The organism is Heyndrickxia shackletonii, from assembly GCF_001420715.1.
GTDB classification, from domain to species: Bacteria; Bacillota; Bacilli; order Bacillales; family Bacillaceae_C; genus Margalitia; species Margalitia shackletonii.
Genome location: NZ_LJJC01000004.1, coordinates 3,399,176 through 3,416,446, shown reverse-complemented (window position 1 = coordinate 3,416,446; position 17,271 = coordinate 3,399,176). Strand labels below are relative to the sequence as shown.

General features: G+C 33.2%; 18 protein-coding genes and 1 pseudogene. 13 read left to right on the top strand and 6 right to left on the bottom strand.

What is annotated here, in order from left to right; all coding sequences use genetic code 11:
- Positions 1 to 8: 8 nt before the first annotated feature.
- Positions 9 to 869, bottom strand: coding sequence for an alpha/beta fold hydrolase (locus AN964_RS16420; protein ID WP_055740722.1), 861 nt, complete (start codon positions 867 to 869; stop codon positions 9 to 11).
- Positions 870 to 1,077: 208 nt separating this feature from the next.
- Between AN964_RS16420 and AN964_RS16410 the strand changes: the two genes are divergently transcribed.
- The 4 genes from AN964_RS16410 to AN964_RS16395 all read left to right on the top strand — a co-directional run bounded on the left by AN964_RS16410 (position 1,078) and on the right by AN964_RS16395 (position 4,851).
- Positions 1,078 to 1,515, top strand: coding sequence for a hypothetical protein (locus AN964_RS16410; RefSeq protein WP_055740720.1), 438 nt, complete (start codon positions 1,078 to 1,080; stop codon positions 1,513 to 1,515).
- Between the two features lie 176 nt (positions 1,516 to 1,691).
- A complete protein-coding gene (locus AN964_RS16405; protein ID WP_055740719.1) occupies positions 1,692 to 2,672 on the top strand; it encodes a Gfo/Idh/MocA family protein in 981 nt (326 codons plus the stop codon).
- 468 nt (positions 2,673 to 3,140) lie between these two features.
- Positions 3,141 to 4,247, top strand: coding sequence for a P-loop NTPase family protein (locus AN964_RS16400; protein ID WP_055740718.1), 1,107 nt, complete (start codon positions 3,141 to 3,143; stop codon positions 4,245 to 4,247).
- Positions 4,248 to 4,380: 133 nt separating this feature from the next.
- Positions 4,381 to 4,851 (top strand): GNAT family N-acetyltransferase, encoded by a 471-nt coding sequence (locus tag AN964_RS16395; RefSeq protein ID WP_055740717.1) that lies wholly within the window; start codon positions 4,381 to 4,383, stop codon positions 4,849 to 4,851.
- Between the two features lie 358 nt (positions 4,852 to 5,209).
- Here the strand turns inward: AN964_RS16395 and tsf are convergent, their stop codons facing one another.
- Together tsf and AN964_RS16385 are read right to left on the bottom strand one after the other, a co-directional pair.
- Positions 5,210 to 6,106: a translation elongation factor Ts gene (gene tsf / locus AN964_RS16390; protein ID WP_055740716.1), complete on the bottom strand. Its 897-nt coding sequence runs from the start codon at positions 6,104 to 6,106 to the stop codon at positions 5,210 to 5,212.
- A 50-nt stretch (positions 6,107 to 6,156) separates the two neighbouring features.
- A complete protein-coding gene (locus AN964_RS16385; protein WP_055740715.1) occupies positions 6,157 to 6,702 on the bottom strand; it encodes a TetR/AcrR family transcriptional regulator in 546 nt (181 codons plus the stop codon).
- Between the two features lie 296 nt (positions 6,703 to 6,998).
- Between AN964_RS16385 and AN964_RS16380 the strand changes: the two genes are divergently transcribed.
- The 7 genes from AN964_RS16380 to AN964_RS16350 all read left to right on the top strand — a co-directional run bounded on the left by AN964_RS16380 (position 6,999) and on the right by AN964_RS16350 (position 13,242).
- Positions 6,999 to 8,420 (top strand): M20/M25/M40 family metallo-hydrolase, encoded by a 1,422-nt coding sequence (locus AN964_RS16380; protein ID WP_055740714.1) that lies wholly within the window; start codon positions 6,999 to 7,001, stop codon positions 8,418 to 8,420.
- A gap of 284 nt (positions 8,421 to 8,704) precedes the next feature.
- Entirely contained in the window at positions 8,705 to 9,568 is an 864-nt protein-coding gene (locus AN964_RS16375; RefSeq protein WP_055741270.1) for a GNAT family N-acetyltransferase, read from the top strand.
- Between the two features lie 63 nt (positions 9,569 to 9,631).
- Positions 9,632 to 10,000, top strand: a complete 369-nt coding sequence (locus tag AN964_RS16370) for a hypothetical protein (protein ID WP_055740713.1) — start codon at positions 9,632 to 9,634, stop codon at positions 9,998 to 10,000.
- A 171-nt stretch (positions 10,001 to 10,171) separates the two neighbouring features.
- Positions 10,172 to 10,717, top strand: a complete 546-nt coding sequence (locus AN964_RS16365; RefSeq protein ID WP_055740712.1) for an isochorismatase family protein — start codon at positions 10,172 to 10,174, stop codon at positions 10,715 to 10,717.
- Between the two features lie 96 nt (positions 10,718 to 10,813).
- Positions 10,814 to 11,623, top strand: a complete 810-nt coding sequence (locus AN964_RS16360) for an alpha/beta fold hydrolase (RefSeq protein ID WP_235950579.1) — start codon at positions 10,814 to 10,816, stop codon at positions 11,621 to 11,623.
- A gap of 72 nt (positions 11,624 to 11,695) precedes the next feature.
- The gene (locus tag AN964_RS16355) at positions 11,696 to 12,121 is read left to right on the top strand and encodes a GNAT family N-acetyltransferase (RefSeq protein WP_083489378.1); all 426 of its coding nucleotides are present in this window, start codon (positions 11,696 to 11,698) and stop codon (positions 12,119 to 12,121) included.
- A 299-nt stretch (positions 12,122 to 12,420) separates the two neighbouring features.
- On the top strand, positions 12,421 to 13,242 hold the full coding sequence (locus tag AN964_RS16350; RefSeq protein WP_055740710.1) for an AraC family transcriptional regulator: 822 nt from the start codon (positions 12,421 to 12,423) through the stop codon (positions 13,240 to 13,242).
- 315 nt (positions 13,243 to 13,557) lie between these two features.
- Here AN964_RS16350 and tnpC read toward each other — a convergent pair.
- From tnpC to AN964_RS16335, 3 genes and pseudogenes are all read right to left on the bottom strand, one after another.
- Positions 13,558 to 15,150, bottom strand: a pseudogene (tnpC, locus tag AN964_RS16345) (IS66 family transposase).
- 100 nt (positions 15,151 to 15,250) lie between these two features.
- Positions 15,251 to 15,604, bottom strand: a complete 354-nt coding sequence (gene tnpB, locus AN964_RS16340) for an IS66 family insertion sequence element accessory protein TnpB (protein ID WP_143252667.1) — start codon at positions 15,602 to 15,604, stop codon at positions 15,251 to 15,253.
- Complete coding sequence (locus AN964_RS16335; protein ID WP_055740709.1) at positions 15,601 to 15,795, bottom strand: hypothetical protein; 195 nt, start codon at positions 15,793 to 15,795, stop codon at positions 15,601 to 15,603. Before AN964_RS16335 ends, tnpB begins: the two co-directional genes overlap by 4 nt.
- A 51-nt stretch (positions 15,796 to 15,846) precedes the next feature.
- Between AN964_RS16335 and AN964_RS26760 the strand changes: the two genes are divergently transcribed.
- Positions 15,847 to 16,767, top strand: a complete 921-nt coding sequence (locus tag AN964_RS26760) for a reverse transcriptase domain-containing protein (RefSeq protein ID WP_200915595.1) — start codon at positions 15,847 to 15,849, stop codon at positions 16,765 to 16,767.
- Entirely contained in the window at positions 16,752 to 17,177 is a 426-nt protein-coding gene (locus tag AN964_RS26755; RefSeq protein ID WP_200915593.1) for a hypothetical protein, read from the top strand. The genes AN964_RS26760 and AN964_RS26755 overlap by 16 nt, the downstream gene beginning before the upstream one ends.
- Positions 17,178 to 17,271: the final 94 nt, after the last annotated feature.

The following is a 17,271-nucleotide window of genomic DNA, read 5'->3' as shown; positions in this document are numbered from 1 at the left end:
GCGCTTTTTTAACTTAAAAATTCTGTTACTAATTCATTTACGATATCTTTTTGCTCTGCGGGCAAACAATGAGAACTATTCGGAATTAATTTCGTTTTAATTTTAGGGAAACCGGATGCATTCTCAATGGCTTTTTTGGTTGAAGAATAGACAACTTCTTGCTCGCCGATTAATAAAAGCGTCTCTGGTTTTAACCGCTCAATATCCTTTCTGTCAAAAACTTTGGGCACAACCCTTAATTGAATCTTTCCATATTTATATCCGTTTAGAAATTGTTGATACAGTATCTCATCAGGTTCATTTCCCTTGGCAAACATCCAATTATATAAAACCCTTATAAAGAAAGAGTTACGAAACCATAATGATGGAAATAATTTAATAGGGAATTTCCAATTTAAACTAGCGAAACTCATAACGGGTGAAAGCAAAACTAATTTTTTTATACGGTCAGAATGTAAACTGTATTGTAAGGAAATCCAGCCTCCCATCGAGTGACCGACTAGGAAAATATCATTTAGTTGTAAGGCATCAAGTACTTCATTTAACCAAACATCAATATGTTCAGCAGAAGAAATTGGTTTCGTGCATTCGCTTTTTCCAAAGTCCCCAATTATATCAATAGCAAATACTCTAAAATTTTGACTCCAAAAAGATGCATTCGCAAACCACATGGTTGAGCTTACCGTCATACCGTGAATTAATACAAGGGGAGGGGCATCTTCTGGACCACAAGTAATGACATGCGTTTTTCCGAAAGAAGTATCAATATAAAAACTTTCGGTTTTAACTTTCCATTGTTCTAGTGATCTATCATAGGTCTCATAATAAATTCGTTTCTTTTCTTCATTTTTAAATACAAAATAGGACATATTACACCCGCTTCATCAATTTATATTTACCATTCATTAATCCTTTATCTAAAAGGCTAACCTTTTTAAAATTATGATGCTCTTCAGAAATTGTTCTTTTTAAAAAAGCAATAATTACAAGGAGAAAGTAATAAAAAATTGATAATTTATATTCATAAAAATACTTAAGCGAAAAAATATTGTTTCGAAAAGTAAAGGGGAAATAAAAATGTTCTTTCTCCATATATTAGCATTCGTGTTACCTCTTGTGTTTCTTGGATACCAAATGGTAATAGATTTTGTGAATTTATATCCCTTTAATGATATTCATTCTCGGGATAAGCGGTTACGTAAATACGAAGTATTAGGAAATTATCCGCCACTTGTCGTTATCGCAGCATGCTTTTACTCTAATAGCGTGATTTGGCATTGGGTAGGTTTTATCATGACCAGTATTATAATGGTTATGCATTTATTTGCATGGTGGATTCCTTATTTTACAGGATTTCCGAACCAAGTACGCACGGATTATGAAAAATACTTCAGTGAAACATTTAAGTTTTTACCTGCAATAAAAAAACATATCATTCCAGATGCAGAGCATGTTGGAGTTGGGGTGCTTTTGTCCGCCACTTTGGTAGTTCAAAGCATTTATTTATTCAGCTAACATTGTAGATAGAATTAACGAAGCCCCACAGTGTAAAATTCACAGTGGGGTATGGTATATATGGCCAAATCCTTTATTGGATTGACCTCGATTGATCATTTCCGAAGCCATGGTTGAACCAATCCACCATATATTCATAAAAGGTAGAAAATTCGTTATTTAAAGGAGGAATTTCGATGAAAAAAATCGGTGTTGGAATTATTGGAGCAGGCGGTGTTGGGAAAAGGGTATTGGAAGCTTTCCTAAAACATCCAAAAGTATTTATCGTAGGGATCTGTGATGTGAATGAAAAAATATTGCAGGAATTATCAGAAAGTATTGGGGAGGTTCTCCTTAGTACGAACCATCTCGACATCATAGAAAACGAACAGATAGATTTAGTGTATATAGCGGTACCACCAAAATATCATTATCCAATCGTAATGGAGGCTCTTGAAAATAATAAGCATGTGTTATGTGAAAAACCATTGGCGAATTCCCTTCAAGAGGCAGAGGCAATGTGGAAGACTGCGGATGAAAAAGATTTGGTGCATGCGATGAATTTTCCTACTTATTACCGAAATGCATTTAAAACAATGAATCAAATCATCGAATCAAATCGTTTAGGTACCATTCAACGGATTCAAGTGAAGTCTCATTTTCCGGATTGGCCAAGGGAATGGCAAAAAAACAATTGGATTAATACGAGAGAACAAGGTGGCTTTATAAGGGAAATAATGCCACATTACATCCAATTAATTCAGCATCTATTTGGGAGAATTCAAGATCTTCATTCAATTGTTACATTTCCTGAAAACTGTAGACAATCAGAAACGGGATTGATTGCAACAGGACAATTAGAAAATGGTATACCTTTAATTTTTGACGGGCTAAGCGGAACAGCTGAAAATGAATTGATGGAGTTTACGATTTATGGATCATATGGAATTGTGACATTAAAAGATTGGAACAATGTTTTTTTTGGAGAAAAGAATCAAGCTTTAACAAAAATAGAAGACATAAGTCCAATTAATCATCTTCTTGATTTAGTAGACAATGTATTGAAAGCGATTAATGGTGATCCAGCAACCTTAGTTACTTTTAAAGAAGGATATGAAGTTCAAAGAATCCTTGAAAATTTGTTAAGTTACAAAGAAACAGAATTGCAAACTATATAATGTAATCGACCATTTTTGTTTTTAACTAATCTAAGATGCAAGTCGAGAAATAGATAAGTATAACTTATAGAAACATATTGATATTTTAAAATTTTCTTACTCAACTTTTAGCATTGTGATGATCATTAGAAGGAACCAATTTACTTTATTTTAACCAAACTAGACAGATAATTGTTCTATTTACAATAAAAATTAGGATAGGAAAGAAAGCGTAATTGTAGTGAGGAAATATAAAAAAATGATAATTTATCATTAATGACTAAATATATAGGTGGGAATAAATGAATAAACTTTTCTGACTGACTAAAGGAAAAAACCGGACCTTTCACCCTTTGGTTTGGGTACTGTTATTTGTTACTTTCATTTCAAGAGTAGGCTTTTTTATGAGTATCCCTATGATCTATCTTATGAGATAAAAGGGTATGACAACTCAATTACAGGAGCCGTTTTAGGGATAAGGGGGAACATATGTCTAAAAAGGAAATGCACTCGAAAATTATCTTCCTTGAGGGTTTACCATCTACTGGGAAATCAACAAATTCAAGAATACTATTATCTCAATTTGAAAGCAATGGATATCACGCGAAATGGGTTCATGAAATGGCGAGACCGCATCCAACCCTTTTCTTTTATGAATCATGTTTAACCTATAATGAGTACCAATCGCTAGTTCAGAGATATCCAAATAGCTCCAATATATTAAATCGAGTAAAAAGAACAAGAAATAAATATATTGCATTTGATTTATTAGAAATAGAATGGAATAGATTCCTTGATGAAGAAGTGCTGCACGCATTAAAGCAATTTGATGTATGGAATTTTCCATTAGAAAAGTACATAGATGTTGCATTGGATAAATGGGAGGATTTTGCCCAGCAAATTAGAAAGCAAGACCAAATTATATTGTTAGACAGCAGTATTTTTCAGTTTCAAATTTATACCTTTTTATTGGAAAATGCATCATTTTCACTTCTTGAAACATTTCTATCCAAAATTTATGGTTTATTAAGAGAATTTAACCCGGTTCTTATCTATTTTTATAGGGATAACGTTAATGACACCATTACCTATATGGAAGAAGACCGAGGAATACAATTTTTTATAAATATATGGGAAAGAGATCAACATCTGCCTTATTATCAAAACCGTCCAAAAGGCGCTAATGGATACAAGGAATTTTTACGAGATTATCAGAAAACTGCGGAAAAGTTGTTCGAGATATTTCCATTTAAGAAGCTCCCATTTGAAATATCTGAGGGCAATTGGAGCAAATATGTACAAATGATTCTTAGTGAACTTGAAATCATACTTACGGAAATATCTGTTTCTTCGCTACCTGTGGGAAAATATGTGAATGAAGAACTTGGGTTTGAAATTAGGTTAGAAGGTTCCTTTATGATTGACCCAACTGGAACACGTAAGTGCCTCTATAAAAAAACGGAAAATGAGTATTACATAGAAAATCTCCCTGTTATTCTTTATTTAGAAACACCGGATAAACTAGTGATAAAGGGAGAACAATTATGTGACCGATGGACAACACTAGGATTGGTATATAGAAGAATTGACTTTTAAAAGTCATACAAATTAAAGAAAGGAGGTAGGCACGTAATATTTTGGTTTATCGAGGAAGGCTCATCGCCTTTAATGAAATAACATTTACAAAAAAATTTTTGAAAATGACAATAAATCTAGTTGGAGTGAAAACATGGTAAAACTAGTAAAAGTTCTATCAGAACAAAAACCTATCTTGGAAAACCTTATGCAATTTTATATCTATGAATTTAGTAAATATATTCCTGAAATTACTTTAGAGGAAAATGGATCGTATAAACCCTTTGATTTAGATCCATATTGGGAGAGCCCAGATTTACATCCTTTTTTCATAATGCTCGAAAATGAATATATTGGTTTTGCTTTAATTGAAAGTGAAAAAGATGGTCACCCGAATACAGTAAAGGAGTTTTTCATTATACAAAAATACAACGGAAAAGGATTTGGCAAAAGGGCGGCCATTCAGTTATTTCAGATGTTCCCTGGTAGTTGGAAGGTAACACAAATTGCTAAGAATTATCCTGCTCAGGCTTTTTGGAGAAGTGTCATCTCCGATTTCACGAATGGGGACTACACAGAATTCTATGATGAAAATAGAAAATCCGTACAAAAATTCATTGTTTAAGTCTCTATTCATAAACTTTGTTGCTTTTGGGACAAAGATACGAAAATCTATATGATTATTCAACAAAGGCATAAGAGGCAATGAAAGAAGATATTGAGACACGGAAAGCGGAAAGAAAAAAACTTAATAAACTGCATGATGATGTTTTAATCAAAAACAAGGGGAAATTAAAAAACAAAAAGCTAAACAAAAGCCTAAAGGACGTTAGATTGATGAATTCAACAAAAATAACAATTCTTAGGAATTAATTAATGCAATGTTAAATTTAAAAAGTCGATTTCTGTACGTTAAGGAATCGACTTTTTATTTTGAAGTTTTGTTATAATTCTTTTTATATAGGTCACCAGAAAATTAGCTTCTAGAATTCTAATGATTCCCCTTTTTCATACCGAACAAATCGCAGAATAGAAAAAGGTTCTCCATTGTTTTTTTCATTCAAAGCTTTTATCATATCCCCTACTGTTTTGTCTGGATCCATGACGAAATCTTGTTCTAATAAACAACTATTTTTGAGGTACTTCTTTAGTTTTCCCTGTATAAATGTTTCAAGTATGTTTCCGGATAAACCCTCATTTTCTGCTAAAGTTTTTAGAATAGCTTTCTCTTTATTTAAAACATATTCGGGAATTTCCTTCTTATCCAAATATTTTGGTTTTGTTGCGGCTATATGCATTAGCAACGTTCTAATAAAAGATTTAATTTCAGGGTTGAAGAGTGCATTAAAAGATGTTTCCACCAATACACCAATCTTACCCTCCGTTAAATAATCATCATGGATATAGGCATGAATCACACCATTTCCAGCTGCCTCAAATCTTGTAAAGCGTTTAATCATTATATTTTCGCCGAATGTATTTACCAAATTATGAAGCATATTTTCTACTGTTTTGTCTCCCGGTAACTTTAGTGAAAGTAAACAGTTTAGATCATCTGGGTTCTTTTCAGCTACAAGTACGGTTATTTCTTTTACAAAATTTCTGAAACTGTCATTTTTCGCTACAAAATCTGTTTCGCAGTTTACCTCTATCATTGCAGCAATTCTTTGATTCGGAGCAACATAAGCATGTACTAGACCTTCTGAAGTTGTACGACCCATTTTTTTGTTTGCTGTGGAGAAACCCTGTTTTCTAAGAATCTCAATAGCCCCGTCTAGATTTCCGTTTGATTCAATCAAGGCATTTTTACAATCCATTATTCCTAACCCTGTTTTTTTCCTTAATTCTTTAACTAAAGATGAACTTATAATATTATTCATCGCGCTTTCCTCCTTTTTTTATTGAACAGTGGTCAATAAAAACCAAAAAATTAAATTTGTTGATTTTTTATTAAAAAATCAACAAATTGTTCTGCAATAGTCATTCCGCGGTCTAAAAACTGCTCACTTCTAAGATGGTATGAGACAAAACCATGAAGTGAGACAAATATGAAATAAACTTCTGAAGAAATAACATTAAACTTCATTACTTCATCTTCAAATCTTTTGTAACTATCTAAAGGGGCAGAATGTAGTAAGAATGCGTCCTCTTTTGTAATAAACATAATTTCATAATGGTGTGGGTACTTAAAGCCAAAGTCCACAAATCCTAATAAAATATCCTTTAGACTATGTTCATCACTAACAATATTTTCCATTATTGAATCGAGTAAATTAAACCCTGCCTGGAGCAGTTGATTAAATAATTCAATTTTGTTTTTAAAATGATAATAAATTGCACCATGACTGCATCCTAATTCTTTAGCAATATCACGCATGGAAACCTCTTGAAATCCTTTTGCCGAGAATAAATTGCGAGCGGCATTAAGAATTTGTTCCTTTGATAATTCTTTTTCAACTGATTTTCTTGGAGACATTAAATCACCTTCTAATTTTTAATTGACCACTGTTCAATAATATAATGACTTGCGTTAACTTTGTCAAGCACCGAAAATACCTAAACTTAATGTGTCTTTTTTTTATTGAAATAAGTGGGAGGGAAATCTAGGTTTTATAGCGACTCAACAGGTTCAAATTTTTTAAATCTATAAAATACTTTGCAACAGTAATCACCATTTATTTTAAAAAATAAACAACAATTTCTAAAGAGAAAGCCCTTAGAAAAAGTGTAAAAATATTATCATCATCTCCCTTAAAAGGAAGGAGAAACGGTATGATGATAAATAATACTAATCTAAAACAATATATAAAGGAAATGATGGATTTTACAAGCATTCCAAACAATGTTTATGACCCAAATCAAATAAGAAATAATGCCGAATTCTTAAAGTCCATTATGGAAAGAAAAGGAATAACTACGGAACTGTTGGAAACACCTACAAATCGGCCTCTAGTATTCGGGGAATTAATTACTCCAGGTGCAGAGCAAACCATTTTAATTTATAGCCATTTTGATGGGGTTCCGGTTGAAGAAGAGTCATGGAACTCTCCACCTTACAAACCAGTTCTAAGAAAAAGCTTAGATGGTGAATCATTGAACATTGAAGACATTCCGAGTAATAACATCCAAAATTATAGAATTATTGGTAGATCTATTGCAGATTCAAAAAACTCCATTATTGCATCGCTAGTAGCAATTGACATACTTCGTCAAGAAAACATTTTTCCTAAGATTAATATTAAATTCCTTTTTGATAGTGAAGAGGAAGTGGAATCCCCAAGCCTTAAAGAACTTCTATCTTTACACGAAGATAAAATGAAGGCGGATTTGGTTATCTCGGCTTCAGGAGAAACTCATCAAAGTGGTTTGCCAACAATAGAGTTAGGGTTTCGAGGCATCTTACAATTTAATATAAGTGTATATACGGGAGCGGTAGACTTACACAGTGGCCACTTTGGAAACTTCCTTCCTAATGCTGCTTTTCAACTTTCCACTCTTATCTCCTCCATGAAGGATGAAAAAGGGAAGGTATCTATTAATGGGTTTTATGATGATGTGACTCCAATGACCGCAATAGAAAAGAAAATAATAAAGGAAATACCACAGATTGAAAACGATATAAGAGGTATGTTTGGTATCAAAAAACCTGAAATGGATGGGTTATCCCTTCAGGAATTAATTAATCTGCCAACCTTAAATGTTAGAGGTTTATCTGGAGGTTATGTTGCGGAAAGTGGGAGAAATATTATTCCAAGCCAATCCACGGCTGAATTCGATGTCAGGCTTGTGAAAGGAATGGATCCTGATATAATCCTTCATTTAGTAAAGGTTCATATTCTTGAGCAAGGGTGGACTTTAATGGAAGAAAACCCTACTTTAGAAGATTTGCAAGCTCTCGGTAAGATTGCAGTGGTAGAACAAAAAGCTGGATTTCCTGCAACCAAAACGAGTTACGATTCAAAAGAAGCACAATATGTAATAAACGCAGTTAAAAAAGTTTTTGGAAATGATATTGTCATCATGCCAACGGAAGGAGGAAGCCTGCCACTGTACATTTTTGAAAATATTAATATACCAGTGATTGGCTTACCTACATCTAATTTTGATTGTAATCAGCATACTCATAATGAAAACTTACGAGTGGACTTCTTTAAAAGAGCCGTTGAAACCTTTCTTTCCTTGTATACATGTTAATGGTGTATTTTTAGGATTTAAATTTCAAAAAAGTTAAATATGAGTAAAAAAAGGTGACGGTATCCCTTAAGGTAAATCTTTTGATCACTCGATAACGGACCCATGTTTGAAGGGGGATCAGGTCGCATTGTAAAAATTGTTCTATTAATTAAAGCAATTTTTAATGAGCGGTGTATATAAAGTACTGATACATTTATAAAGAAAAATTATTCACTTCTATACAGTATGTATTGGCAAAGTCAGGAGGAGGTATTTCAATGAACACTAATATCATAAATAATCAAATGGAAAAAGAACTAATTAAGTACCACAGATGTGCAGAAGTAGATATTGATTTAGTTTTTTCCGCATTCTCCAAAGGATTTTCGGATTATATTATTAAAATAGAAATGCCAAAAGAAACATTTATAAAGAACTTTTTTGGACCTGAAGGAAATAGCCTGGAACACTCATTTATGGCTACTTATGATGGCGAACCAATCGGTGTCATCCTTGGCGGTATAAAACACTACGAGGGCATTAAAACCATGAGGTGTGGTGCCTTGGCTGTTAGCCCTGATTTTAGAGGAGAAGGAGTAAGTAAAAGGCTTTTTGAATTGCATAAAGAAGAAGCACTCAAACATAATTGCAAGCAGCTGTTTTTAGAGGTAATTGTTGGAAATGATCGAGCTATTAATTTTTATAAAAGACTCGGTTATGAAAAGATATATAATCTTTCTGTTTTCTCCTTATCTGATCCATCCCAATTACCAGAGGCGAAAATACTGGAAAATGTCGACTTCAAAAAAACGAGTTTCATTGATTATGAGAAAGCAGCAGTGAATTGGGACTATCATATTAATTGGCAAAATGATGTGGACTATATTCGATTAGCTGAAAATTATCATTTCTATGGTGCTTATGTGAAAAATGCAATTGTCGGGTGTTTATGTGTCAGTGGTACCGGAAGAATTAGCTTTTTAATGGTGGATAAAGACCACAGGGGATATGGTATTGGCATCGCTTTATTAAATCAAGCCAAAGCGGATTTTGATTTAAAGAATATGACGACATCTTTTCCGAATAACAATAAGCTAGAAGGTTTTCTTAAGCGCTTAGGATTTAAAAGAAATAATCTAGCACAATATGAAATGTACTATATTTTATAGTGGACTTTTCTGTACTTTAAAAATAACAATGCTAACTCAAAATAGATGGGCGGAAGTATTACTATGAAATTAATGGTTGGAGTCATTCTTATTTTAATAAGTGTTGTGCATGTTATATATGGGGAGAAAAAATTAGTAAAGGAATTAATGGTTTTAAAAGCTGATAACAGTTTAATTGGGTCTTTAAGAGTAATGTCACTACAAGGTGGTGTTTTACTGTTATTTGTAGGTTTAATTGAATTAATGATCTATATCGGTGCCATTACGCTTTTCGGAATTTCCAGATTTTTTCCCCTTGGAATCATATGCTTAAATGTAATTTGCTGTTTAATCGTTTCTATTTTTAAACATCGCGAATTAATAAAAGCGATGATTCCTCAACTATTAATCTTTTTTATTATTATAATTATCCAATTATTAAGTATTCGTTAATTGAACAATCTTAAATGTGAGAGTTTATATGGGGAGTGGATTGCCCGCCTCCATTTTTTGTTTGTTATCAGGATACTTATGATTAAACTTTCAGGTTGATTTCTTTAATAGAGCGATTAATACTATCCTCTCTAAATATATGACCTTTAAGAATAAAAAGGATGTGAAAAAATGACTCATAATAAATCTGCCTTGTTGACCATAGATTTACAGATGGGGCCATTATGGGGCACTTTTAAAAAGGAAGAAGTCATGTGTTCAATGAAAAATTTAATACAGAAAGCAAAAATAGAAGAAGTTCCAATTATTTATACTCAACATGAAGAACCAGCTGGAGGCATATTAACCCGAAATTCTCCATATTGGCAATTTGTGGACGGTGTTTCTCCCAGATCGCAAGATATAGTGATTAATAAATTGGCAACGGATGCATTTAATCATACAAAACTGCAAGAAATACTAGGGGAGTTGGAGGTAACTCATTTAGTTGTAATGGGTGCAAGAACGGAATATTGTGTAGATACTACATGTAGAGCTGCCATATCATTAGGCTATGATGTTACATTAGTAAAGAATGGACATACAACCGTGGATGGAATAATTCCAGCGGAGGAAATAATGGATCATCATAACTATCATTTAAGCACTATTGGAAGCCCTGATCGTAAGATAAAAGTGGTGAAAGAATGTGATATTGAATTTTTAAAACAGCAATGAAATATTTAGATAATACGGAGTGAAATGATGAAGGGTAGGACAATTTATAAAAGCGCTGAAGGGAAAACATACATTGTCGGGCACTATGAAAATTATATGCAATCATTTAAATTTGATGTTGAAAGGTACTATATTGACACAAGCTATGGAAAAACTCATGTTATTGTATCTGGTCCAAAAGTGGGAAAGCCTATATTTATATTCCAAGGTGGGAATTGTATAAATCCAATGACTTTATCTTGGTTTTCGTCGCTTACAGATGAGTATAGAATATATGCCCCAGATACAATTGGTCATCCCGGATATAGTGAAGAAATTAGGATTTCTGCGAAAGATCATAGTTTTGCGCAATGGATCCTAGAATTAATGAACCATTTTAATGTTGATCAAAGTGCCTTTATCGGTCCATCCTATGGGGCGGGAATTATTTTAAGATTGGCAGCCTTTATGCCAAATAAAATAGATTGTGCAATATTAATTTCTCCAGCGGGAATAGGTTTAGGATCTAAATTGAAAATGATGAAAGATGTCTTATTGCCTTTAGTCTTATATCACGTTACCTCTTCAGAGAATTATCTTAATAGTATTGCAAAAGCATTATCAGATAATAGAATGAAAGAAATAGATAAAAAAATTATTGGCGATATATTCAAATATACCAAGCTTGAACAAGAGATGCCCAAATTGACGGAAAAAAAGGAGCTCGTTCATTTCAATTCTCCTACTTTAGTTATTTCGGGAAAAAGGGATATTTTTTTTCCAGACAAAAGAATAAATAAAATTGCTAATGACATTATCCCAAATTTGATAGATTTAAAATCCTATGATATGGGTCATTTCCCTTCAGAAGAATACCTAGTAAAAATAAATAGCGATATAAAAAAGTTTTTGAAAAAACATAATTAAAATTAAACATTTATCATAAATTTTATATTAAATATTAGGTCCCTAATATCTTTAATAAAAATAAGTAAGTAGGTGTTTAAAATAGAATGTGAATTTATTGAAAAACTTACACAAAATCAGATAATAGATTTACATCATTTATTTCAATTGGAATGGTGGACAAAAGGGCGCAATTTAAACGATGTTAAACGAATGGTTGATAATTCTGATATAATTGTTGCCTATTGCTTACCCGAAACGAACGAACTGATTGCTTTTGCAAGGGTCTTAACTGATTATGTCTATAAAGCTTTGATTTTTGATGTAATGGTAAAAGAATCTTATAGAAAGAAAGATTTAGGTCGAAGATTGGTAGATAAAATTATGAAGCATCCTTTATTAAAGGATGTAAAGCATTTTGAATTATATTGCAAATTAGAAATGCTGCCGTTTTATAGAAAATGGGGGTTCACTGAGGGTATTGGCGAAGTAGTTTTTATAAGAAAGGAAAATTATTAATCTTCCTCAAAAAACATCCAACCAACACATTCAACCAGTTAAATAGGGGAATAAAAAAATGGCGTATAATTATCCATACGTCATTTTTTTAATTCACTTAACAAGTGAAGCTGTGTTTCTTTTCTTCAAGTTATCTCTCCACTGCAAATAAATATACTCCCTATAACAAGCGAACAAATAGAAAATATATTCATATAGATGAATTGATTAATTTTTTTATAATGAAAATTTGTTTATGAAAATGTATAATGTATTTGTAATATTAGGAAAAACAAGTGGGGGAATGCGTCCTGAGGTATGTGAATTTAAAATTACCCAACACAAAGCTTATGTTGTCCCGTTTTGATTCATATTCATCAGACCCAGTTGAACATGATCATGGGGATGATTATCAAATTACCATCCCATTAGAGGGAAGTACTTTTTTGGATCAGAATAAAGTAGTAAATAAAGTGGAATCAAGCAAGCACTTTCTAACATTTCCCGGAGAAAAACATTTTCATTTCACAGAAGAAGATAAGAGTCGGATATTGTTAGTAAATATAAATAAGCATTTTCTTGATCACGTTGTTTCAACAAAATTGAATAATCATGTAAATGATATAGAATTCTTTAACCAAATTGATTACTCCTCTGAGAAATTAATTAAAACTGCGGATGAATTAATTAAACTTAACCTCTTTGATAATAATCATCAAATTCAAACAGAAGAATTGGAATGGGAACTAGCGGAAATATTTTTATCCATTCAAAAAGGATCTCACTCGGAACTATGGGAAAAGGAGTACATGGTAAATTGCAATCCAATTATAAAAAATGTCATTCATTATATGGGGGAAAATTACCATAATGATTTATCATTAGATATCTTGGCTGATCACTGTAAGATGAGTAAGTTTTATTTAATCAAGCTCTTTAAGGAAGTTCTAGGATGCACACCAAGCCAGTACCTATTAGGAATTAGATTGGAGCATGCTAAACATCTATTACTAAAATCGGATTGGGATATTACAAAAATATGCTTTGAAGTTGGATTTGGAAGTCTAAATACTTTTGAAAGAGTATTTAAAAAAAGATGGGGGATTACCATTTCGGAATTTAGAAAAAAATACAAGATTTGAACGTATTTTTCAAAAGCGTGTTAATACTAATATGGGTTTACTTGTGAGGTGCAATGCGGTAAATAGCTGGCCAAATCAAATAGCAAATCACATAAAATTCACAGTATATTTCAAAGTCAAAAGGCTTAGAGATGCCAATATCTCTAAGCTTTTTTATATTTTATTTTTTTCACGAAATCACCTGAAAGTTGTAAAAGTTCATTAGATGCTAAAGCGAGTTTGATAAATAGTAAGCCCGAAATATAAAAAAATAGCGCACCTTTACGGTACGCACGACGAATAGCCAGCCATCTGATATTTTTTTCGGATAGTTGGCTATTTTGCACATGTGGCTTGGATATTTTCTGACCAAGGCATGTAGTTATGTAAAAGATCCGACTGCTGGTGAATTGGTAAAGTTGGCAGCTCTGTTAGTAGCTTGACTAAATATTGATAAAAATCGATACCATTTGCTTTTACTGTTTCAGCTAAACTTAGACAAATAGCGTTCGCTTTTGCACCTGCTTCGCTTACAGAGAACAGCCAATTTTTGCGACCGATTACGTTGGGACGAATCGCATTTTCAGCAAGATTATTATCGATTTCTAAATGGCCATCATCAAGAAATGCTTTTAATCCTTCTGCTCGGCTCAACGTATATTCAGCTGCTTTCGCCAACGCATTTTTACCGAAGAACGGTGAGCGATCAATCCAAGCGAAAAATTCATCTACGATGGGCTTCGATTTTTCTTGTCTTATTTGTTGGCGCTCTTCTGGCGAAAGGTGTTTAATTTTACGCTCAATCTGATACAACCGGTCGCAGTAATCGACGCCTATTCGCCCGTTTTTACTATCAGCTTTTAACCAATAACGCCTCGTGTGCGCCCAGCAGTTGGCGAACTGCACGTCAGGTAAATGACCGTAAGCTGAATAGCCATCGCAAATCACCGTTCCTTTGAACCCGGCTATCAAATCTTCTAATACAGCTCGACTTCTAGATAAGGCGCTTTTGAAAAGGACAATGATAGGACCTTGACTTGGTACGCTACGACATACCCAGTTATAAGCGTTCGATTGACCGGATTTTCCGTCGGAACGATTAATGATTTGCGCATAGGTTTCGTCCACATGGAGCACTGACTTGGCTGTTAGTACTTGCTTCATCAAATCATAAATTGGTTGAAGCCAATCTTCGGCAGCGCGAATAACCCAGTTAGATAGGTTCTTATCATTTGTAAGTAGACCATATCGTTCCCATTCTTTCACCTGGCGGTAAAGAGGCAAGTACTGAATAAACTTATCGTAGATAAGTTTAGCCAAAACAGTTGGTCCTGCAATGCTACGTTGAATGGCAGTTTGCGGTGCTTTCCCACGCTTGATTTGTGCTTTTTGAGTGGTATCTTTTTTGCACACCGTGCACTCATAGGCATGCTCGATATGTTGCACACGCTTCATTGTAGCTGGAATGAATTTTGCTTCTTCACGTGCTATTGTTGTACCTACTTCTGTCATTTGATGAAGACAACAATCACATAGCGTATTAGCTGGATGATGGTGAATTTCTTCTATCTCAATATTGTTGCTAAATGAATCGTTTCTCTTTTTCTTTGATACTTTACGGACAACGGTATAGCTAACTGTTTCTGTGCTTTGTTCTTCTGTCTGCTCAGAATCGTTAAAAGACGGATCGTCTTCAAATAAAGAGCCTTGACCGTCTGGTACTTAATACTTTGATTTTTCTGATTTAGAACCATATAAAGCTTTGGTTAATTGACGAATTTGTTCGGTTAATGCCTCGTTCTGTTTTAAGGCCTTATCGAGTTTTTCCGAAAGCCTATTGTTTTGTTGATTGGAATTGGTCAATTGCGTTTCAAGAAGCTGAATTAATTTTTCATATTGTGCCCCATTATTTGAAGAAACATTAACCATTCGTCTCACCACTTTTCGCCCGTTTTCGTTACTTATAGTATACCATTTGGGACAAAAAAAATGAAGCTAAAAACGGCTGTAAATCAATGTTTTGATAGATTTAGAACGCCCCTTTCAGTGATGATTTTATTGCTTTTGGCTGCTGAATGGATAATCCTTCTAGGAGCCAGCGAACCTCCTTTTGTGAAAGATTGCGTACTTCGTTTTCATCCTTGGGCCATTGTAGTTTGCCGTTATCCAAACGCTTATAAAGCATGGCGAAGCCATCACCATCAAAGTATAAACATTTGTAACGATCTTTACTCCATCCAGAGAATAAGAAAATGGAATCGCCGTATGGATCCAGTTTGAATGTATCTTGAATCAGTGTGGCAAGGCCATCAATTCCTTTACGCATATCGGTTTTTCCACAAATAATGTAAATGTTTTTGACATTTGTATAATCGTGCTTCACGTATGTTTCAACTCCCTCATAATGGTTCGAATTACGTACTCATCTACGCCGCTATGAAGGGAGATTTCAACGTTTGCCATTTTGATTGTGCAAATGCTAGTTAAAGATTCTTTTGGAGAAGTGGGTGGTAAATCCTTTTTACTTTCGGTATGAAGTGTGACGGGGACGATGGTTAATTTTTGTTGTGGCATAGAAAAAGCACCTCCTTTGATTGATATAAGTATCATACCAAGTGGTGCCATATGTTTGAAATGCGTGGTTTGAATGGGGGCTTACTGTTAAAACAAGATATTATAAATTCAATATTTGAATTTGCAAAAAAAAAAAGGTCGAACAACGAAAATTATCATAATTCTTTGGAATTAGAGTATCAAAGAAACAAACGGCGTGTAACAAATCCTTCCCCAAAGGAAGTAAAAGTACCTGTACACTGGAAAGTCGATAGAAAGCACAATCCTTATTATGTGTTAAAGCATTACAAGAAAATAGGTACCTCGATATTTAACAAGCTAATTAATGGTGAATATAAAACACACCAACCTTATATAAACTATGTTGATAAAAAAGGTGGTGGAAAAAGAGAAGTATATATATTCCAAATACCGGATGAAGCGGTATCCAATTATTTTTATAAAAAACTATTAAGTAAAAACAAACATAGATTTAGCTCGTTCTCGTATGCCTACAGAAATGACAGAAATGTACATTATGCGATAAATGATATTGGACTTGATATAAAATTAAGCCCCAGAACATTTGTAGCCGAATTCGATTTCAAAGATTTTTTTGGGTCGATTAATCACGATTATTTATTTGATCAATTCAATCAAAATGGTTTTTTAATAAGTGAATTTGAAAAAGGTATTATTAAGTTATTCTTAGTAAATATGGTAAAGGGAAAAGGTATACCCCAAGGAACATCCTTATCACTTTTTCTAGCAAATATGGCATGCTGGAAGTTGGACAAAAAATTAGAAAAAGAAGGTTTAAGATTTGCAAGATACGCAGATGATACAATTATTTGGGCAGATGACTATGGAAAGATAACTAAATCATTTGAAATAATTAATATGTTTTCTACAGAGGCAGGGGTTAAAATTAACGCTCTTAAATCTGATGGAATTAGTATCTTATCTAAAAAGAAGGAATGCCTTCCGAGCTAGCTTCTTACAAGCATTATGTAGAATTTTTGGGGTATAAGCTTTCGAATGAACATATCAGTATTAAACCTTCCTCTGTTAATAAGATAAAAAAACAAATAAGCTATATTCTTTATAGAAACTTAATTCAACCATTAAATGGGGAAACTCTTAAATCGGTCATGATTCCAGGAAATGACGAAGATAGGGACTTTGTAACTGCTATAATGCAAATTCGTCGTTATTTATACGGTAATCTAAATGAGAGAATGCTTAGAAATTATCTTAATGGATCTTATAAAAGATTAAGATTTAAAGGTATTATGAGTTTTTACCCATTGTTAGATGATGAAGACCAGCTAAGGTACTTAGATAAATGGCTTATCTCTACAATTCTAAATACGCTAAAAAAAAAGAAAAAAACTTCTACTTAAGTGGGGGCACTTAAGGGATGATCAATTCCCGTTTAATGTTAACTGTAATGATTTGATACAAGAATGCAAGAGTAGAAGAATTAAAGGCAAAAAA